We start from the raw sequence: 19,142 nt of genomic DNA, 5'->3' as shown, positions 1-19,142 counted from the left end.
AGGACCAGAGGCCGGTTATGAAAAAGATCAAACGAGATGACGAAGTAATCGTCACCACGGGGAAAGACAAAGGTAAACGTGGTAAAGTTCTGAAAGTTCAGGACGATGGTAAAGTGATTGTTTCTGGCATCAATATGATGAAGAAGCACACCAAACCTAACCCGATGCTGGGCACCCCAGGTGGCATCGTCGAAAAAGAAGCACCTATCCAGGCTTCCAACGTGGCTATTTTTAATCCGCAGACCGGCAAAGCCGATCGTGTCGGCTTCCAGACCAAGGAAGACGGCGCAAAGATGCGGATCTTCAAAGCGACGAAAGAAGCTGTCGATAACCAGTAAGCGGTGGTGGTTACGATGCTTAACATGAAAGAGCAGTACAGCAAGGAAGTGATACCCGCCCTGCAGAAAGAGTTCGGTTTTACGAACATCATGCAGGTACCGCGTATCGAAAAGATTACCCTGAACATGGGTGTCGGTGAGGCGGTTGGCGATAAAAAACTGATTGAAAATGCTGTGGCAGATCTCGAACGCCTGGCAGGTCAAAAGGTTGTTGTTACCAAGGCGCGTAAATCTGTTGCGGGTTTCAAGATCCGTGAAGGATGGCCGATTGGTTGTAAGGTTACCTTGCGCGGTGAGCGTATGTGGGACTTCTTTGATCGTCTGGTTCACATTGCGGTTCCCCGCATTCGTGACTTCCGCGGTCTGAATCCCAAGTCCTTTGACGGGCGCGGTAACTACAGCATGGGTGTGCGTGAGCAGATTATCTTTCCTGAGATCGAGTACGACAAAGTCGACAAGATCCGCGGTCTGGATATCACCATTACCACCAGTGCCGATACCGACGATGAAGGTCGTGAGCTGTTGAAAGCTTTCGGCTTTCCGTTCAAGAAATAAAGGAACGAGAGTAATGGCTAAGGTTTCCATGAAAAACCGTGAGCTCAAGCGCGAGCAAACTGTTGCGAAATTTGCAGCGAAGCGTGCAGAGCTCAAGGCGATTATCAAGAACCCAAATACCAGCGATGATGACCGTTGGAATGCACAGATGAAGCTCCAGCAGCTTCCTCGCGATGCTTCTCCTTCGCGCCTTCGTAATCGTTGCCAGGTGACTGGTCGTCCCCATGGCGTTCTACGCAAGTTCGAACTTTCCCGGATTAAACTCCGTGAGTACGGCATGCGTGGCGACGTTCCGGGCCTGACCAAGGCAAGCTGGTAAGATAGGTATCCTGACTTCGGTCGGGATGCCTGTTGGTAAGCGGTGCGGCACGCCGCTGCACAACTAAAAAGATCAGGAGCCTCATACCAATGAGTATGCAAGACACGCTTGCGGATATGGTAACCCGTATACGCAACGCACAGATGGCATCGAAAGCAGACGTTACGATGCCGTCTTCAAAGATGAAGATCTCCGTGGCCCAAGTCCTTAAGGATGAAGGTTACGTTGCAGATTTTTCCGTTACAACTGACGTAAAGCCTGAGCTTACGATCACTCTGAAGTATTTCGGCGGTAAGCCGGTTATTGAGTCGATCAAGCGGGTTAGCCGTCCGAGCCTGCGCCAGTACAAGGGCACTGGGGAGCTACCGAAAGTATCCGGTGGTCTGGGAGTCGCGATTGTCTCTACGTCCAAGGGCGTAATGACAGACCGTGCTGCACGTGCTGCCGGCGTGGGTGGCGAAGTCATCTGCACCGTATTCTAGGAGAATCACATGTCCAGGGTTGCCAATAATCCTGTCGTGCTGCCTTCCGGTGTTGAGGTTAAGCTAAACGGACAGGAAATTAGTGTAAAGGGCTCCAAAGGAGCACTTGAGTTTTCGATTCACCAAGCGGTTGAGGTTAAGCAGGAAGAGAATCTTCTTCGCTTTGCAGCACGCGATGGTGCCCAAAAGTCCCGCGCTCTTGCTGGTACGACCCGCGCGCTGGTCAATAATATGGTGACCGGTGTATCCGCTGGCTTCGAGCGTAAGCTCCAGCTAATCGGTGTAGGTTATCGGGCCCAGGCACAAGGTAAGAAGCTCAATCTGACACTGGGTTTTTCTCACCCGGTAGAATATGAGCTGCCCGAGGGGATTACCGCCGAAACTCCGTCCAATACGGAAGTAGTTATTCGCGGTATCGACAAGCAACAGGTTGGCCACGTCGCTGCGGAAATCCGCGCGTTCCGTCCGCCCGAGCCTTATAAAGGCAAAGGTGTTCGGTATGCGGATGAGCAGGTAAGACGTAAAGAAGCCAAGAAGAAATAAGGCGGGACTATGAGCGCGAATAACGAAAGATTGCGTCGCGCACGCAAAGTGCGCATGAAGATCCGTGAGCTGGGCTCGACACGTTTGTGCGTTCATCGCACCCCGCGTCACATGTACGCCCAGGTTACATCCGCAGATGGCAGCAAAGTAATTGCCACTGCCTCCACGTTGGATAAGGAATTGCGCCAGGGTGCAACCGGTAACGTGGACGCTGCTAAAAAGGTTGGTCAGCTGATCGCTGAGCGTGCCAAGGCAGCAGGTGTTGAGCGGGTCGCATTTGACCGCTCCGGTTACCGTTATCACGGGCGTGTACAGGCTCTTGCCGATGCAGCTCGTGAAGCTGGCTTGCAATTCTAAGAGGTGGAGAAGATGAGCGTTAACGATCAGAAGGCGCCTGAGCTCCAGGAAAAGCTGGTTCAGGTGAATCGCGTCGCTAAGGTGGTCAAAGGTGGTCGCGTTTTCGCGTTTACCGCACTGAGCGTTGTTGGTGACGGGAAAGGGCGCGTTGGCTTCGGTCGCGGCAAGGCACGTGAAGTGCCGGTCGCTATCCAGAAGTCAATGGAAGCTGCACGCAAGAATATGGTAGATGTACCGCTGGATGGTACGACTCTGCAGTATGCTGTACGGGCCCAGCATGGTGGCTCCAAGGTGTATATGCAGCCGGCTTCAGAAGGTACAGGTATCATCGCCGGTGGTGCGATGCGTGCAGTGCTTGAGGTTGCAGGTGTTCAGAACGTACTGTCCAAGTGTTACGGGTCTACCAACCCGGTGAACGTGGTACGTTCCACCATCAAGGGTCTTCAGGCCACTCAGGCGCCTGAAGATATTGCAGCCAAGCGCGGTAAATCCGTCGAAGAGATTCTGGGTTGAAGTCATGGCGAACGCAAAAACGATCAAAGTAACTCTGACCCGAAGCCCGATTGGCTGTCAGCCGAAACACAAATTGTGTGTAAAGGGCTTGGGTCTTCGTAAAATCGGTCACACCGTCGAAGTGGAAGATACACCTTCTATTCGCGGCATGATCAACCGGGTAGATTACCTGGTTCGGGTTGAGGAGAACTAAGATGCGTCTGAACGAACTTAGTCCGGAACCCGGTTCACGTCCCGCCGCAAGGCGAGTAGGTCGTGGTATCGGAAGCGGTCTCGGTAAAACCGGTGGTCGCGGTCATAAAGGTCTGAAAGCTCGTTCCGGTGGCAGTGTTGCACCTGGATTCGAGGGTGGTCAGCAGCCTCTGGCTCGCCGTCTGCCGAAGTTCGGTTTCACTTCACGTCAGCAGCGTTACGTTGCTGAAATTCGCCTTAATGAACTGGCGAAGGTTGAAGGCGATGTTGTGGATCTTGCCGCCCTCAAAAAGGCCGACATCATCCGTGAGGAAATTCGCGAAGCCAAGGTTATTCTGTCCGGTGAACTTGACCGAGCAGTGACCGTGAAAGGACTTCGGGTAACCAAAGGCGCGCGCGAGGCAATTTCTGCCGCGGGTGGTAAAGTCGAAGACTAAGGCGAGTCGAGGACTAAATGGCCAAGAACGCATCATTGCCTGCGGGCGCGGGAAAAGGACTGGCAGAGCTGAAATCACGGCTCTGGTTTGTTTTCCTGGCATTGTTGGTGTACCGGATAGGTGCACACATTCCGGTGCCAGGTATAAATCCCGACCGGCTGGCAGCACTGTTTGAGCAGAATCAGGGCACTATCCTGAGTATGTTCAACATGTTCTCAGGTGGTGCGCTCGAGCGCATGAGTATCTTCGCTCTCGGTATTATGCCGTATATTTCGGCCTCGATTATCATGCAGCTCATGACTGCGGTAAGTCCGCAGCTTGAGCAGCTGAAAAAAGAGGGAGAGGCTGGGCGTCGCAAGATCAGCCAGTATACTCGGTACGGTACGGTTATCCTGGCGTTGGTTCAGGGTTTTGGTATCTCTGTCGGGTTGGCATCGCAGGGTGTAACCTTCAACGATAGTTACAGCTTTCACTTTGTGGCCGTTGTATCCTTCGTTAGCGGTGCAGTCTTTATGATGTGGCTGGGTGAGCAGATTACCGAGCGGGGTGTCGGAAACGGTATCTCTCTCCTGATCTTCGCCGGTATTGTTGCGGGACTTCCCGGAGCGATTGGTCAGACGCTCGAGCAGGCTCGAAATGGTGAAATGAGCTTGTTGGTTGTTCTGGGTATTGGCATTCTTGCAATTGCCGTAGTTGGTTTCGTGGTTTTCATGGAGCGTGGTCAGCGTCGTCTGACTATTAACTACGCCAAGCGCCAGCAAGGGCGTCAGGTTTTCGCCCAGCAGTCCAGCCATTTACCGTTAAAGGTGAATATGGCCGGGGTGATACCACCTATCTTTGCTTCTTCTATTCTGTTGTTCCCGGCGTCGCTGGGGCAGTGGTTTGGGCAGGGCGAAGGCATGGAATGGCTCAGCGACGTTTCTCAGGCTTTGGCTCCAAGCCAGCCGTTGTACATTATCCTGTTTGCAGCAGCAGTCGTATTCTTTTGCTTCTTCTATACAGCGTTGATGTACAACCCGAAAGAAGTTGCGGATAACCTCAAGCGCTCTGGAGCGTTTATTCCGGGCATCCGTCCGGGCGATCAGACTGCCAAGTATATTGATGGCGTGCTGACCCGTCTGACATTGTTCGGTGCAATGTACATTGCAGCAGTCTCCCTGTTTCCTCAGTTTCTGATGGTTGCCGGGAATGTGCCCTTCTATTTGGGAGGCACCTCACTGCTGATTGTTGTAGTCGTGGTGATGGATTTCATGGCCCAGGTACAGTCGCACCTGATGTCTCATCAGTATGAATCACTGATGAAGAAATCCAATCTCAAGGGCTATAGTCGGAACGGTTAATCCCGTTCCCCTTGAAAACTGGAGTCGACAATGAAAGTACGCGCTTCGGTAAAGAAAATTTGCCGTAACTGCAAAGTAATTCGTCGCAATGGCTCAGTAAGAGTCATTTGCTCGGAGCCTCGCCATAAGCAGCGCCAGGGCTGATTCCTTCGGGAAGCATCCTGGACTGTTAAAGGGGTATTAATGATAGCGCTTGACTCGGTAGCGGGTCAGGCGCTATTATTTCGCGCCCTTTTATAAAGGCGGAAAATTCACACAGCAAAGCTTTGAACGCGGAGTAATTTGGATGGCACGTATAGCCGGTGTCAATATACCCGATCACAAACATGCTGTTATCTCGCTCACCTACATTTTTGGTGTTGGCAAGACAACGGCCCAAAAGCTTTGCGATGCAACCGGCGTTAAGCCGGACGTCAAGGTCAAAGACCTGTCCGACGAGCAGCTTGAGTCACTTCGTACTGAAGTGGGTAAAGCTATCGTTGAAGGCGATCTGCGTCGTGAAGTACAGATGAACATCAAGCGTTTGAAGGATCTCGGATGTCACCGTGGTCTGCGTCACCGTCATGGACTACCAGTCCGTGGTCAGCGCACAAAGACCAACGCACGCACCCGTAAAGGTCCACGCAAACCTATTCGTAAGTAACAGGTAGGCAAACATGGCAAAGCCAGGTACACGTACCCGTAAAAAGGTGAAAAAGACAGTTGTTGATGGCGTCGCGCACATTCACGCGTCCTTCAACAACACTATCGTGACCATTTCAGACCGTCAGGGCAACGTCCTGTCCTGGGCCACCTCCGGTGGTTCTGGTTTTCGCGGGTCACGTAAAAGCACACCTTTTGCTGCGCAGGTAGCAGCTGAAAGAGCCGGTAACGCGGCTGCTGAATACGGCCTTAAAAACCTGGACGTAGAGGTTAAAGGACCCGGGCCCGGACGTGAGTCTGCAGTTCGCGCGTTAAATTCGTGCGGCTACAAAATCACGAACATCACAGATGTGACGCCGATTCCTCATAACGGCTGTCGTCCGCCCAAAAAGCGCCGCGTCTAACACAGGAGACAGTGAAATATGGCTCGTTATATAGGCCCGAAGTGCAAGCTGTCTCGTCGTGAAGGGACAGATCTTTTTCTGAAGAGCGGTGTTCGCGCGCTGGATTCAAAGTGCAACATCGAGACCCCGCCGGGTATGCACGGCGCGCGTCGCGGTCGTCTGTCCGAGTATGGCGTACAGCTTCGTGAAAAACAGAAAGTCCGTCGTATTTATGGCGTTCTTGAAAAGCAATTCCGCAACTACTATAAAGAGGCCGCTCGTCTGAAGGGTGCTACAGGTGAAAATCTGCTGCAACTTCTGGAAGCTCGCCTTGATAACGTTGTATATCGCATGGGTTTTGGTTCGACCCGTGCTGAGTCCCGTCAGCTCGTCTCTCACAAAGCGATCCTGGTGAATGACAAGGTAGTGAATATTGCTTCCTACAAAGTCAAGCCAGGTGATGTTGTGAGCGTGCGCGAAAAGGCCAGAAATCAACTGCGTGTTAAAGGCGCGTTGGATCTGTCTTCTAGCCGTGCACCGGTGAGCTGGGTAGAGGTCGACGCCACTAAGATGTCCGGCGTTTACAAAACAGTACCTGAGCGTACTGAGTTGCCGGCCGACATCAACGAGAACCTCATCGTCGAGCTTTACTCCAAGTAAAGCCCTGTTAGCAACGATAGTAGATAGGGGCGTCTATGCAGCGTTCAGTACAAGAGTTATTGACACCTCGTACCATTGACGTGAAGGAATCTGGTGCTACGCGCGCTAAGGTGACGCTTGAGCCTCTGGAAAGAGGCTTTGGCCACACTTTGGGAAGCGCGTTGCGTCGAATTCTCTTGTCTTCGATGCCGGGCTGCGCCGTGACAGAAGCGCAGATTGACGGTGTCTTGCACGAGTACAGCGCAATCGAGGGTGTCCAGGAAGACGTTATTGAGATTCTTCTTAATCTCAAGGGCGTCGCGGTAAAGATGAACGGTCGGGACGACACTGAGCTTACGCTTAGCAAGAAAGGTCCGGGCGTCGTTACAGCCGGTGATATCAAGCTGGATCATGATGTTGAGATCTCTAACCCGGATCACGTGATTTGTCATCTGAGTGAAAAGGGTGAAGTGAACATGCGCTTGCGTGTGGCGCGCGGTCGTGGCTATGAGCCAGCTGACCAGCGCGGTCTCGATGAAGATGAAACCCGTGCAATCGGACGTCTGCAGTTGGACGCAACCTTTAGCCCGGTTCGTCGTGTCGCCTACTCCGTGGAAAGTGCACGGGTTGAGCAGCGCACCGACCTGGACAAGCTGGTTATTGATCTGGAGACTAATGGCACTATTGATCCGGAAGAAGCAATTCGCCGGGCAGCCACCATCCTCCAGCAGCAACTAGCGGTATTTGTTGACTTTGATCATGAGAAAGAGCCAGAGCGTGTTGAAGAAGAGGAAGAAATTGATCCTATTCTCCTGCGTCCTGTTGATGATCTCGAGTTAACAGTGCGTTCAGCTAACTGCTTGAAGGCTGAAAATATTTACTACATCGGCGATCTTATCCAGCGCACAGAAGTTGAGCTGTTGAAGACGCCTAACCTTGGTAAGAAGTCGCTCACCGAGATCAAGGACGTTTTGGCGTCCCGTGGTTTGTCTCTGGGTATGCGTCTTGATAACTGGCCGCCGGCTAGCCTTCGTGGCGACGACCGGGTTTTGGGCGGTTGATTGCCGATTAGTTTAAGGTAAGGAATCAGAGCAATGCGTCATCGTAAGAGTGGTCGTAAGTTCAGCAGGACCAGTGCGCATCGCAAGGCCATGTTTCGTAACATGACTGCGTCACTGGTTGGTCATGAGCTGATTAAAACAACGCTGCCGAAAGCCAAAGAGCTTCGTCGGGTAGCTGAGCCTTTGATCACGCTCGCCAAGAAAGATTCGGTTGCGAATCGTCGTCTGGCGTTTTCTCGCCTGCGCGACGACGCAGCGGTTGCCAAGCTGTTTGATGAGCTTGGCCCTCGCTACAACGAACGCCCGGGTGGTTACCTTCGTATTTTGAAGTGTGGCTTCCGTGCTGGTGACAATGCTCCTATGGCATTTGTTGAACTGGTAGGTCGTCCGTTGGATATCGAAGCGGAAGAAGTGGACGAAGGCGACGAGTAAAATCGTTGCATCGTTAAAAAAACCGGAGCCGGTAACGCCTCCGGTTTTTTTGTGTCCTTCAGATGGGTAGCATTTGCTTCAGGTAGCGGCCGGTATGTGATACAGGATTGGCCGCCACTTGTTCAGGTGTTCCTTCTGCGATAATTTTTCCCCCGCCAGAGCCACCCTCCGGCCCCAGGTCTATAACCCAGTCAGCTGTTTTTATAACATCGAGGTTATGCTCGATTACCACGATGGTGTTGCCGTGATCTCTCAGTCGCTGAAGAACATTCAGTAATTGCTGTATATCGTAGAAATGCAGGCCAGTTGTGGGTTCATCAAGAATGTACAGAGTTTTCCCTGTGTCTCTTTTTGAGAGCTCTTTGGCCAGTTTTACACGCTGAGCCTCGCCACCGGACAGAGTTACCGCACTTTGTCCCAGGCGAATGTAGGAGAGCCCTACATCGATGAGGGTCTGTAGTTTTCTTGCGAGAAAGGGCACTGCATCGAAAAATTCCCGGCCTTCTTCTACAGTCATGCTCAGAACTTCATTGATGTTTTTGCCCTTGTAACGTACTTCCAGGGTTTCCCGGTTGTAGCGTTTGGCTTTACAGACATCGCAGGGGACGTATACGTCCGGAAGGAAGTGCATTTCTACCTTTATCATCCCGTCGCCCTGACATGCTTCGCAGCGACCACCTTTGACATTAAAAGAGAAGCGCCCGGGCTTGTACCCCCTTGATCGCGCCTCTTGTGTTCCTGCGAACAATTCCCGTATAGGGGTGAAAAGACCTGTGTAGGTTGCCGGGTTTGAACGGGGCGTCCGGCCTATGGGGCTTTGGTCAATATCAATTACCTTGTCCAGCTGGTCCAGTCCGGTCATGGCTTCATAGGGCGAGTGGCTCAGGCTGGTAGCCTTGTTGAGCTTGGCCGCTGCGACGGGGTAGAGGGTGCTGTTTATCAGTGTCGATTTGCCAGAGCCTGAAACGCCAGTCACACAGGTCATCACGCCGAGGGGGAGGGAAAGGGTGACATTCTGAAGATTGTTGCCGGTAGCTCCGCTGAGTGTCAGAGTTTGACCTGTACCCTTGTTTCTGCTTTTGGGAATAGCAATTTCTTTAACGCCGCTGAGATACTGACCGGTGAGGGAATCAGGGTTTTCCAGAATTTGTGCCGGCGTTCCCTGAGCAATAATCTTCCCGCCATGAACCCCGGCGCCGGGGCCGATATCAATAACATAGTCCGCGGCACGAATAGCGTCTTCATCGTGTTCGACCACTATTACGGTATTGCCAAGATCGCGAAGGTGAGTGAGTGTGCTCAACAGTCGATCGTTGTCCCGTTGATGAAGTCCAATGGAGGGCTCATCCAGTATGTACATCACGCCTACTAATCCGGCACCGATCTGACTAGCCAGCCTTATTCTCTGGGCTTCTCCGCCGGAAAGCGTATCTGCGCTGCGTTCCAGTGTCAGGTATTCCAGGCCTACGTTGACCAAAAACTGAAGCCGCTGTCTCACTTCTTTCGTAATCTTCTCCGCGATTTCTCCGCGCCGGCCAGGCAGTGTAAGTTTGTCAAAGTAGGAATAGGCTTCGCCGATAGGGAGGTGGGTCAGATCCGGAAGGTTATTTTCTTCGATGAAAACGTGCCGGGCGCTGCGACGCAGGCGGGAGCCGTTGCAATCTTTGCAGGCCTGGGTACTGAGGTTGCGTGCAAGCTCCTCGCGAACGCTTGGGGAATCAGTTTCCCGGTAGCGCCGTTCAAGGTTAGGGATAATCCCTTCGAAAGAATGTGACTTCTCCATGGTGTGGCCGCGGGAATTCACGTAGCGAAACGGAATTTCCTCCGTTCCGGATCCGAACAGTAGCGTTGTCCGGAAACTCTCCGGAAGCTCATCCCAGGGAGTTTCGAGGTCGATGTCATAATGTTCGGCAACGCTTCCGAGCATCTGAAAATAATAAACCGCTCTGCGGTCCCAGCCCTTGATAGCTCCGGCTGCGAGTGTAGCTTCAGGGTGCTGTACAATTTTATCCGCATCAAAAAACTGTTTAACACCCAGGCCATCACAGGTAGGGCAGGCGCCTGCAGGGTTATTAAAGGAAAACAGTTTGGGTTCGAGTTCGCTCAAGGCATAACCGCATTGCGTACATGCGTACTTTGCGGAAAAGGTTTGCTCTGTGTCTGTGCTGTTTTTTTCGCCATCCATCGCGGCGACCAGAGCAATGCCGTCGGCCAGGCCCAGGGCAGTTTCGAAGCTTTCGGCAAGTCGTTGTTCAAGGCCCGGCTTTACCTTGAAGCGATCAACAACCACGTCGATCTGGTGTTTGCGCTTCTTGTCGAGCGGAGGCACGTCGTCGATGTCATAAACTGTGCCATCCACTCGCAGGCGGATAAAGCCCTGGCTTCGCATGGTTTCCACGACCTGGATATGCTCGCCTTTGCGATCCCGGATAACTGGTGCAAGGATCATCAGCTTGCTGTTTTCCGGCATGGCCAGTACCTGGTCAACCATTTGACTTACGGTCTGTGCTTCCAGTGGCTGACCATGATCGGGGCACCTGGGTTCCCCGGCCCGGGCAAACAATAACCGAAGGTAATCGTATATTTCGGTGATGGTTCCCACGGTGGAGCGAGGGTTGTGAGAGGTAGACTTTTGTTCGATGGAAATAGCAGGAGACAGGCCCTCAATGTGATCAACATCAGGTTTTTCCATCATGGAAAGAAATTGCCGCGCATAGGTGGATAGAGATTCCACATAGCGCCTTTGCCCTTCGGCATAAAGTGTGTCAAATGCCAGGGATGATTTGCCTGAGCCGGACAGGCCGGTAATGACGATCAGTTTGTCCCTTGGTATATCCAGGTCTATGTTCTTCAGGTTGTGGGTCCGTGCCCCTTTGATCTGGATATGATCCATAACGCCTCACTTGGAGAAAAAACGGAAATTATACCGTGTTACGCCCGCCACGGCGAAAATGCAGGTAATGTTCTACCTGTCCCCCGCTGGGGAAGCTTCTGCTACAATGCGCCGCCTGTTGAACATATATTCTTGCGCAGGGTCATGCTTTCAACCCCGGAAGAGGAGCCAATCGCCATGAACGCCCTGGAAAAACGCTCCGTAGCTGCGTTGGCATCAGTTTACGCCATCCGTATGCTTGGGTTGTTTATGGTCATGCCTGTATTTATGTTGCTTGGCGGCGAACTCAAGAGCGCAACGCCGGCCCTGCTCGGCTTTGCTATTGGTGCATACGGCCTGAGCCAGGCTCTGCTCCAGATACCTTTTGGCCTGCTTTCTGACCGGGTTGGCCGTAAACGTATGATTTATATTGGCCTGATTCTTTTCGCAGCAGGCAGTATTCTCGCAGGTTCAACAGACTCTATATACGTAGTTATTGCTGGCCGGATTCTTCAGGGCGCTGGAGCTGTTGCGAGTGTGCTTATGGCGCTGCTCAGTGACCTGACCCGAGAGGAAGAGCGAACCAAGGCCATGGCAACGGTTGGTATCTCCATCGGGCTTTCGTTTTCGGTTTCTCTGGTTCTGGGGCCTTTGCTGGGCTCAGTGTGGGGGTTGTCCGGTATTTTCTATGCAACCGCAGTACTTGCCATAGTGGCCTTGTTCATAGTCAGTCGCGTGGTACCTACACCGCACCAGCATAAAACAAGCGCTGACACGCATCCTGCGAAAGCCATGTTGGGGCGGGTTCTGTCTGACAAGCGCCTGCTGCGACTGGACTTTGGTATTTTTTCACTGCATCTGGTGTTGACCTCATTGTTTCTGGTGTTTCCGTCTATGTTGCAGGATCAGCTTGGGCTTGCCAGCGGTTCGCACTGGTGGTTCTATCTGACTGTGATGATTACGTCATTTTTCGCCATGGTGCCATTCATCATCATTGGCGAGAAGAAGCGCAAAATGAAGCCTGTTTTATGCGGTGCTATCGCTTTGCTTACTCTGGCGACGGCGGGGCTTTCAGGAATAGCTGGGAGCCTGCCGGTCGCGTGGGTGGTGCTGTTTTTCTTTTTTATGGCGTTCAATCTACTGGAAGCCAGCCTGCCGTCCCTGATCAGTAAGGAGGCGCCGGCCGCAAGTAAGGGAACCGCCATGGGTGTTTACTCCACTTCACAGTTCATGGGTGCTTTTCTGGGAGGCGCCTTTGGCGGCTTCCTGTTACAGCAGGTTGGAACTGAAGGTGTTGTCTGGTTTATGGTGACTGTTCTCGGACTCTGGTTACTGGTTGCTTTGACAATGGCTGCGCCGGGCCACTTCTCGGGTTTCGTGGTACAGTTGCGGGATATGGTCGACGATAAGTACGACGAAGTTGATAGCAGTCTGCGCCGCTTGCCGGGCGTGCAGGATGTAGTCATTGTTGAGAATGCTGCCACCGCTTATCTGAAGGTGGATCGGGAGTACTTTGATGAGGCGTTACTTGCGGACTTTGCTTTTGTCCGACAGGGTAGCAGTTCTTGAAATCCGGAGGCCCGCAAGGAGAGCGGGTGTCGCTGAAAACTGAATCGGGAGCAGAACATGGCACGAGGCGTAAACAAAGTTATTCTTATCGGGAATCTCGGGCAGGACCCGGATACCCGCTATACCCCGAACGGAAATGCAGTGGTGAATCTGACTCTTGCGACGGATGAGAGTTACAAGGATCGCCAGACAGGCCAGATGGTTCCGAAAACTGAATGGCATCGGATTGTCATGTTCGGAAAAATTGCTGAGGTGGCCGGCCAATACCTACGAAAGGGTTCCAAGGTCTATATCGAGGGTAAACTACAGACCCGTAAATGGCAGAATAAGGAAGGTCAGGACGTTTACACAACCGAGGTGGTTGTTGATATTAACGGCCAGATGCAGATGCTGGACAGTCGTGGTGGTGAAGGCGGCATGAATCAAGGTGCTCCTGCCGGTCGTCCTCAGCAGCAGGCGACGCCAGCTGCACCAGCTCAGAATAATCAGCAACCCCAGCAACCCCAGCAACCCCAGCAGGCTGGAGGTTATAATCAAAACCCTGGTCAGCCAGCACAGGGTGGCAGCATGCCTGAGCCGGTTGATGACTTTGATGATGACATTCCGTTCTAGGGTTCACCTGAGAGTGGTTTGGTCTGTAAGGAACGGCTGCTAAGGTGGCCGTTTTTTATTGGTGGATCAGTCAATATCAGGATGGTTTAACCAGGTCTTCGGGATAGTATGAAGGGCTCGTTTATCTGAGGTTTTATATCCGGAGTTCGGATTGAATTTCTGACCATAGCCGCCGATAGGCAATCGCTGGCTGGGATTTCGGGCTGAGTAATTCCAGGGGTAACCCTTCCTCCCCCATCCGTTCTACTGCACTGGAGTAGGGAATCATGGCTCTTGACGGTTTATCAAACAGTTCGGAGTTCTGCTCTATGAGTTCCCGGTGGAGTTTTTTGCGTCTATCTACCAGCGTAAAAAAAGGCCGGAGCTTTTTTTCGCCTAGTTTTTTGTTGCAGACAAGCTCGTTAAACTGCCTCCAGCTGTTTAACGACAGCCAGGTGGGAACCAGCGGCACGTAGACCAGATCGGCGATTTTCAGGACTTGTTCGGTCAATCGGGACTGGCCGGGTGGACAGTCCAGTACAACAAGGCTGGTGTCCTCAGACAGGGGGGATAGCATTTCTTTTAACGGCAGGCTGCGCTCGTCTTCTTCAAGCCGTATATCCAGGTTCCGGAAGCTTTTGTGGGCAGGTATGAAATCCAGGTTGGGGTAGATATCCTCTTCTATAAAATCTGCGATTGGCACACGACCTTCCAGCAGTTTTGAAATTTTCTTGCCTTCGCCTGGCTTGCCCCCGGACAGATAAAAGCTGGCAGAACCTTGCGAGTCCAGATCCCATAGTAGTGTTGAGTACCCACTGAGGCTTGCCAGATAGGCAATATTTACTGCAGAGGCGGTTTTCCCAACGCCTCCTTTCGGGCTGTAAAAAGCTATGGTTCTCATGTCCTGAGAGTGCCTCCTGATTGGCAGTTATAGCTTGCGCTTCACTCCTCTTCAATGCTGTCCATGCCCAGTTCATTGATTTTGCGGGTGAGAGTGTTACGCCCCCAGCCTAACAGAATCGATGCATCCCGGCGACGCCCTCCCGTGTGCTTCAGGGCAGTTTCTATCATGATCTTTTCAAACTCCGGCACTGCGGATTCCAGAATTGACTGTTCCCCCCTTTTTAGCGCCTGATCGGCCCAAGTCCTGAGGCCCTCTTGCCAGGTAACTCCGGAAGTGCCGGGCTCGCTCTGATGCCGCAACTCAGGAGGCAGGTCATCAATGTGAATTTCTCTGCCGCTGGCCATGACAGTGAGCCAGCGGCAAGTGTTTTCAAGCTGGCGTACGTTGCCAGGCCAGGGTAGGGTTGTGAGATAGTTTTCTGCTTCCGGCCGGAGGATCTTGGGTTCTACAGAAAGTTCTCTGGCAGCCCGCTGCAAGAAGTGCTGCATCAACCGCGGAATGTCTTCGCTGCGCTCCGCGAGTTTTGGCAAATGCACACGGATAACGTTCAGGCGATGGAACAAATCTTCCCTGAATGAGCCTGACTGGACGAGCTTTTCCAGATTCTGGTGCGTGGCGGCGATGATTCGGACATCTACTTTGATGGGGGTTGTGCCGCCAACGCGGTAGAACTCGCCATCTGCCAGAACCCGGAGCAGCCGGGTCTGGGTATCACCTGGCATGTCACCGATTTCATCCAGAAACAGTGTGCCTCCGTTTGCTTGTTCAAACCGGCCCTGACGCACTGCGGTTGCGCCGGTAAATGCGCCTTTTTCATGGCCGAAAAGCTCAGATTCTATAAGATCTCGCGGAATGGCTGCCATGTTGAGCGCTATAAACGGATGCCGTGCCCGGGGGCTGTGATTATGCAGCGCCTGGGCGACCAGCTCTTTACCTGTTCCGCTTTCACCATTTATCAGTACGGTGATGTTGGAGTGGGAAAGCCGGCCGATAGCGCGGAAAACTTCCTGCATGGCCGGAGCTTCACCAATAATTTCGGCGCTTTGCTGGATAGTCTCTGCCTGAGGCTGAGAAACTGCGCGTTTTTCGTGGCTGTGAGCAACAGCACGTTTTGCCAGGGCGACGGCGTCGTCAACATCAAAGGGTTTTGGCAGATACTCAAAAGCACCAGTCTGATAGCTGGTGACTGCGCTTTCCAGGTCCGAGTGAGCGGTCATGATGATAACGGGGACGTCCGGATACGCCGCGACAATTTGTGACAACAGGGTGATGCCGTCCACTCCAGGCATGCGAATATCACTGATGATGGCGTCAGGCTGCTCGCACTCCAGACGTCTCATGATGTTTTCGCCATTCTCAAAAACAGTGGGCTGCATGCCCGCCTGGCTCAGGGCGCGTTCAAGCACCCAGCGTATGCTGCGGTCGTCGTCGACGATCCAGACGTTTGCGGTTTGTTCGCTCATGGGGTGCCCTCCAGGGGCAGGAAGATGATGAAGTCTGTCTGGCCGGGTTCGCTTTCACACTCAACCAGGCCGTGGTGCTGGCTGATAATGCTTTGAGTAATGGAAAGTCCAAGCCCCGTGCCGTTAGCCCGACCGCTGATCATTGGATAAAAAATATTCTGGCGGAGGTCAGGTGCGATCCCCGGGCCATTGTCGATTATGTCTATCCGGCACACGAGTCTGTGGCGTCTGGGGCCGATAGTGACTTGCCGCAGGGCTCGTGTCCGGAACGTAATGGTGGGGGTTTTGTTGCCGCCGGGGTGTGAGGCCTCGCTTTCAAAGGCTGCCTCCATAGCATTGCGAGCTATGTTGAGGAAGGCCTGGATCAACTGTTCTTTATCGCCAGAAAATTCCGGCAGGCTGGGATCATAGTCTCTCAGGAACAATAACCTGCCTTTGCTCTCTGCCTCCAAAAGCGTGCGCACACGCTCAAGGATTTCGTGAATGTTTGTCGGCGCTGGTCTCAGGGCTTTGTTAGGGCCAAGCATGCGGTCGACAAGACTGCGTAAGCGGTCGGCTTCTTCAATGATAACTTTGGTGTATTCTCGCTGGCCTTCACTGTTCAGTTCCCTGTCCAGTAATTGAGCTGCGCCACGAATGCCCCCAAGCGGGTTCTTGATTTCATGGGCCATGCCGCGGACAAGTGTTCGCGTGGTTTCCTGTTGTGAGAGGAGGTCCTCTTCGCGGCTTATTCGCAACAGGCGCTCCTGAGGCTGCACCTCCATAAGCAGTGCTGGGGGGCTATGCTCAAGGAGTGATACAGAATAATCCACCACCCTTCTGGAACCGCTGGCAAGCACAAATTCTGTCTCCCGGCGGGTATAAGGCTGCCCGGTTTCCGCAGCTGTGCGGAGGATGCTGATAGTGCTCTCGGCGTCGAAAAGGATATTGCAGAGCGGTAGTCCTGCGCTGCGGGTCATGCTTGTTTCAAACAGGCTCTCCGCCGCCGGGTTCAGATAGCGGATGGTCAGATTATTCTCAAGCACAAGAACCGCTGTCGCGAGATTATCCAGCATGTTCTTGTATCTGTCTGTATTGGCTGATGGATGTGCCATGCGTGCTTCCTGTTGGTTTTAAGCCGGAAGAGCGGGATGGTGTTTCGCCATGCGCTCCTTGCATCTTACTCAACCGCTATAACAGGAGTCAGCAAAAACCGAACCAGTTTGGAGTGTTGGGAGGGTGCGGGTGCAAGAAAGGGTAAAGTAGCCCCGAAATACGTCGTTTCAGGGAGAATTTCGGGAAAGGAGTCGGGCAGCGTAAGCGTGCTGCTCCGTTGCTGCCCATATCGACGCGCACATCTTGTGCGCGCGCACCGACATGGTGCAGATTGCGTTGTCAGTTCTGAGCTGAGGGACGGTGAACAGTGAAGCGAATTGAGCTTCCTGATTTAATCTGGACGCCGTTTCTGTCCACAATATGGATGCCGGCCTCATGGGTTCCGCGAAAGACATTATTAACGGTGATTGAGCCGGATGTGCTCTGTCCAACCGGTTGGCCGTCCAGAGTTACTTCGTATTTGTGATTTCGTTTCAGGTCGGGGGTACTGTGCATTTTAAACTGTACATCGCCGTTGCCACTATGAAATGCCTGTTCATCTTCGGGGTAAATAAATGAGACGCTCTCGTAAATCGAGCCTTCGCGTTTTACTTCTTCCCGGAGTTTGTCGGTTTCGCGGACATTTTGTGGTTTGGGTAAGGTAATCGTTGTGACAGGCTTAACCTCTACTGTTTCTGCGCCTTTTGATGGCTCATCAGAGAAGGTTACATTGCCCTGGGCATCCACGTTGCGGTAAACCTCAGCGGTGACAGGCCCTGCGATCAGGAGCATCAGTCCTACGGTGATTCCAAGCCTTGGATTCATAAGTACAACCTGCAGTAATGTTTGTATTGATTATCAATGGCCGGGCAGGCGTTTTCAATGTGCAAGAGGGGAGATGATGGTTACATATCGTTAAGGGCGGCGGCATTGTGCCGAACGTCACAAAATGGCCAGATAAAAAAGCCCCGCTCACCTGGAGCGGGGCTTTGCGTGCTGCTATTCAGTGCAGCCCGGTATCAGCAAGAATAGTAAAGTTCAAACTCAACCGGATGGGTAGTCATGTTGATGCGTTCAACTTCGCCACGCTTCAGGTCGATGTAACCCTGAATCATGTCTTCAGTAAATACGCCGCCACGGGTCAGGAACTCGTGGTCTTCTTTCAGGCAGTCCAGTGCTTCCTGCAGGGTTTCAGCAACCTTCGGAATGCTGAGGGCTTCTTCTTTGGGCAGGTCGTACAGATCCTTGTCCATGGCATCGCCAGGGTGAATCTTGTTCTGGATGCCGTCAAGGCCGGCCATCATCAGAGCAGAAAATGCCAGGTACGGGTTGGCTGCCGGATCAGGGAATCGTACTTCTACGCGACGGGCTTTGGGGCTGGTCACGTAAGGAATACGGATCGATGCGGAACGGTTGCGGGCAGAGTACGCCAGCATAACCGGAGCTTCGTAACCGGGAACCAGGCGCTTATAGCTGTTGGTGGCCGGGTTGGTGAATGCGTTGATGGCTTTGGCGTGCTTGATAATACCGCCAACATAGAACAGCGCCATTTCGCTCAGGCCAGCATAGCTGTCGCCGGCGAACAGGTTTTTGCCGTCTTTGTTCAGGCTCATGTGTACGTGCATGCCAGAGCCGTTATCGCCAACTACCGGCTTGGGCATGAAAGTGGCTGTCTTGCCGTAGGCGTGTGCAACATTGTGCACGCAGTACTTCAGGATCTGAACTTCGTCGGCTTTATTGGTCAGAGTGTTGGGGCCAACACCAATTTCACACTGGCCTGCAGTGCCAACTTCGTGGTGGTGTACTTCTATAACCAGACCCATGGATTCCATGGCTGCGCACATTGCGCCCCGCAGGTCGTGCAGGCTGTCTACTGGTGGAACCGGGAAATAACCGCCTTTCACACCAGGGCGATGGCCCGTGTTGTTGCGGTCGAAGTCATCGCCGGAAACCCAGGCTGCTTCTTCGGAGTAGAGCTCGTACATGGAGCCCTGCATGTCGGTTTTCCACTTGGCAGAATCGAAAACGAAGAACTCGGGCTCAGGGCCAAACAGGGCGCCATCAGCGATGCCTGTTGATTTCAGGTACTCTTCAGCCCGGCGGGCAACAGAGCGTGGATCCCGCTCGTAGCCTTGCATGGTAGATGGTTCAACAATGTCACAGGTGATGTTGATGGTGCTTTCTTCTGTGAACGGATCAAGAACTGAGCTGGTGTCATCCGGCATCAGAATCATGTCGGATTCGTTGATGCCTTTCCAGCCAGAGATGGAGGAACCATCAAACATTTTACCTTCTGCAAAGAAGTCTTCATCGATGTCGGATGCGGGGATGGTGACGTGCTGTTCTTTGCCCCGGCTGTCGGTGAAGCGCATATCAACCCATTTGACTTCGTGTTCTTTAATCAAATCAACTGTCTTGGACATTGTGGATGCTCCA

The 19,142-nt window shown here is 52.9% G+C and carries 24 protein-coding genes; 18 read left to right on the top strand and 6 right to left on the bottom strand.

Annotated features, from left to right (window positions below):
* The first annotated feature begins 17 nt into the window (after positions 1-17).
* The 16 genes from rplX to rplQ all read left to right on the top strand — a co-directional run bounded on the left by rplX (position 18) and on the right by rplQ (position 8,233).
* Positions 18-338: a 50S ribosomal protein L24 gene (gene rplX / locus CPA50_RS19090; RefSeq protein ID WP_096784140.1), complete on the top strand. Its 321-nt coding sequence runs from the start codon at positions 18-20 to the stop codon at positions 336-338.
* 15 nt (positions 339-353) lie between these two features.
* Entirely contained in the window at positions 354-893 is a 540-nt protein-coding gene (gene rplE / locus CPA50_RS19085; RefSeq protein ID WP_096784139.1) for a 50S ribosomal protein L5, read from the top strand.
* Between the two features lie 13 nt (positions 894-906).
* The gene (rpsN, locus tag CPA50_RS19080; protein ID WP_048497748.1) at positions 907-1,212 is read left to right on the top strand and encodes a 30S ribosomal protein S14; all 306 of its coding nucleotides are present in this window, start codon (positions 907-909) and stop codon (positions 1,210-1,212) included.
* 89 nt (positions 1,213-1,301) lie between these two features.
* Positions 1,302-1,694 (top strand): 30S ribosomal protein S8, encoded by a 393-nt coding sequence (gene rpsH, locus CPA50_RS19075; protein ID WP_096784138.1) that lies wholly within the window; start codon positions 1,302-1,304, stop codon positions 1,692-1,694.
* Between the two features lie 9 nt (positions 1,695-1,703).
* Positions 1,704-2,237 carry a 50S ribosomal protein L6 gene (gene rplF / locus CPA50_RS19070; RefSeq protein WP_096784137.1) on the top strand — a complete coding sequence of 178 codons (534 nt, stop codon included), beginning with the start codon at positions 1,704-1,706 and terminating at the stop codon, positions 2,235-2,237.
* A gap of 9 nt (positions 2,238-2,246) precedes the next feature.
* Complete coding sequence (gene rplR, locus CPA50_RS19065) at positions 2,247-2,594, top strand: 50S ribosomal protein L18 (protein WP_096784136.1); 348 nt, start codon at positions 2,247-2,249, stop codon at positions 2,592-2,594.
* A gap of 12 nt (positions 2,595-2,606) precedes the next feature.
* Positions 2,607-3,107 (top strand): 30S ribosomal protein S5, encoded by a 501-nt coding sequence (gene rpsE / locus CPA50_RS19060; RefSeq protein ID WP_096784135.1) that lies wholly within the window; start codon positions 2,607-2,609, stop codon positions 3,105-3,107.
* A gap of 4 nt (positions 3,108-3,111) precedes the next feature.
* Positions 3,112-3,300 (top strand): 50S ribosomal protein L30, encoded by a 189-nt coding sequence (gene rpmD / locus CPA50_RS19055; RefSeq protein ID WP_012139786.1) that lies wholly within the window; start codon positions 3,112-3,114, stop codon positions 3,298-3,300.
* 1 nt (position 3,301) lies between these two features.
* Entirely contained in the window at positions 3,302-3,736 is a 435-nt protein-coding gene (rplO, locus tag CPA50_RS19050) for a 50S ribosomal protein L15 (RefSeq protein ID WP_096784134.1), read from the top strand.
* A gap of 17 nt (positions 3,737-3,753) precedes the next feature.
* Positions 3,754-5,076 carry a preprotein translocase subunit SecY gene (secY, locus tag CPA50_RS19045; RefSeq protein ID WP_096784133.1) on the top strand — a complete coding sequence of 441 codons (1,323 nt, stop codon included), beginning with the start codon at positions 3,754-3,756 and terminating at the stop codon, positions 5,074-5,076.
* Between the two features lie 30 nt (positions 5,077-5,106).
* On the top strand, positions 5,107-5,220 hold the full coding sequence (gene rpmJ, locus CPA50_RS19040; protein ID WP_008174902.1) for a 50S ribosomal protein L36: 114 nt from the start codon (positions 5,107-5,109) through the stop codon (positions 5,218-5,220).
* Between the two features lie 142 nt (positions 5,221-5,362).
* Positions 5,363-5,719, top strand: a complete 357-nt coding sequence (rpsM, locus tag CPA50_RS19035; RefSeq protein WP_096784132.1) for a 30S ribosomal protein S13 — start codon at positions 5,363-5,365, stop codon at positions 5,717-5,719.
* A gap of 13 nt (positions 5,720-5,732) precedes the next feature.
* Entirely contained in the window at positions 5,733-6,122 is a 390-nt protein-coding gene (gene rpsK / locus CPA50_RS19030) for a 30S ribosomal protein S11 (protein ID WP_044387623.1), read from the top strand.
* 18 nt (positions 6,123-6,140) lie between these two features.
* Positions 6,141-6,761 (top strand): 30S ribosomal protein S4, encoded by a 621-nt coding sequence (gene rpsD, locus CPA50_RS19025; RefSeq protein ID WP_096784131.1) that lies wholly within the window; start codon positions 6,141-6,143, stop codon positions 6,759-6,761.
* Positions 6,762-6,796: 35 nt separating this feature from the next.
* Positions 6,797-7,801, top strand: coding sequence for a DNA-directed RNA polymerase subunit alpha (locus CPA50_RS19020; protein ID WP_096784130.1), 1,005 nt, complete (start codon positions 6,797-6,799; stop codon positions 7,799-7,801).
* A gap of 33 nt (positions 7,802-7,834) precedes the next feature.
* Positions 7,835-8,233 carry a 50S ribosomal protein L17 gene (rplQ, locus tag CPA50_RS19015; protein ID WP_096784129.1) on the top strand — a complete coding sequence of 133 codons (399 nt, stop codon included), beginning with the start codon at positions 7,835-7,837 and terminating at the stop codon, positions 8,231-8,233.
* 58 nt (positions 8,234-8,291) lie between these two features.
* Here the strand turns inward: rplQ and uvrA are convergent, their stop codons facing one another.
* Complete coding sequence (uvrA, locus tag CPA50_RS19010) at positions 8,292-11,126, bottom strand: excinuclease ABC subunit UvrA (protein ID WP_096784128.1); 2,835 nt, start codon at positions 11,124-11,126, stop codon at positions 8,292-8,294.
* Between the two features lie 177 nt (positions 11,127-11,303).
* On the opposite strand from uvrA, the gene CPA50_RS19005 reads away from it, so the two are divergent.
* Both CPA50_RS19005 and ssb read left to right on the top strand, forming a co-directional pair.
* Positions 11,304-12,674, top strand: coding sequence for an MFS transporter (locus tag CPA50_RS19005; RefSeq protein WP_096784127.1), 1,371 nt, complete (start codon positions 11,304-11,306; stop codon positions 12,672-12,674).
* 57 nt (positions 12,675-12,731) lie between these two features.
* Positions 12,732-13,286, top strand: coding sequence for a single-stranded DNA-binding protein (gene ssb, locus CPA50_RS19000; protein ID WP_096784126.1), 555 nt, complete (start codon positions 12,732-12,734; stop codon positions 13,284-13,286).
* Positions 13,287-13,419: 133 nt separating this feature from the next.
* Here ssb and CPA50_RS18995 read toward each other — a convergent pair whose 3' ends face one another.
* The 5 genes from CPA50_RS18995 to glnA form a co-directional block, all read right to left on the bottom strand.
* Positions 13,420-14,166 carry a ParA family protein gene (locus CPA50_RS18995; protein ID WP_096784125.1) on the bottom strand — a complete coding sequence of 249 codons (747 nt, stop codon included), beginning with the start codon at positions 14,164-14,166 and terminating at the stop codon, positions 13,420-13,422.
* Positions 14,167-14,207: 41 nt separating this feature from the next.
* Positions 14,208-15,632: a nitrogen regulation protein NR(I) gene (glnG, locus tag CPA50_RS18990; RefSeq protein ID WP_096784124.1), complete on the bottom strand. Its 1,425-nt coding sequence runs from the start codon at positions 15,630-15,632 to the stop codon at positions 14,208-14,210.
* Entirely contained in the window at positions 15,629-16,726 is a 1,098-nt protein-coding gene (glnL, locus tag CPA50_RS18985) for a nitrogen regulation protein NR(II) (RefSeq protein WP_096784123.1), read from the bottom strand. The genes glnG and glnL overlap by 4 nt, the downstream gene beginning before the upstream one ends.
* Before the next feature lie 280 nt (positions 16,727-17,006).
* Entirely contained in the window at positions 17,007-17,531 is a 525-nt protein-coding gene (locus tag CPA50_RS18980) for a DUF4124 domain-containing protein (RefSeq protein ID WP_096784122.1), read from the bottom strand.
* 194 nt (positions 17,532-17,725) lie between these two features.
* Entirely contained in the window at positions 17,726-19,129 is a 1,404-nt protein-coding gene (gene glnA / locus CPA50_RS18975) for a glutamate--ammonia ligase (protein ID WP_096784121.1), read from the bottom strand.
* Positions 19,130-19,142: the final 13 nt, after the last annotated feature.

The organism is Marinobacter sp. ANT_B65, assembly GCF_002407605.1.
Taxonomy (GTDB): domain Bacteria; phylum Pseudomonadota; class Gammaproteobacteria; order Pseudomonadales; family Oleiphilaceae; genus Marinobacter.
The sequence above is the reverse complement of the archived record's forward strand: the minus strand, read 5'-3'. Positions and strand labels throughout refer to the sequence as shown.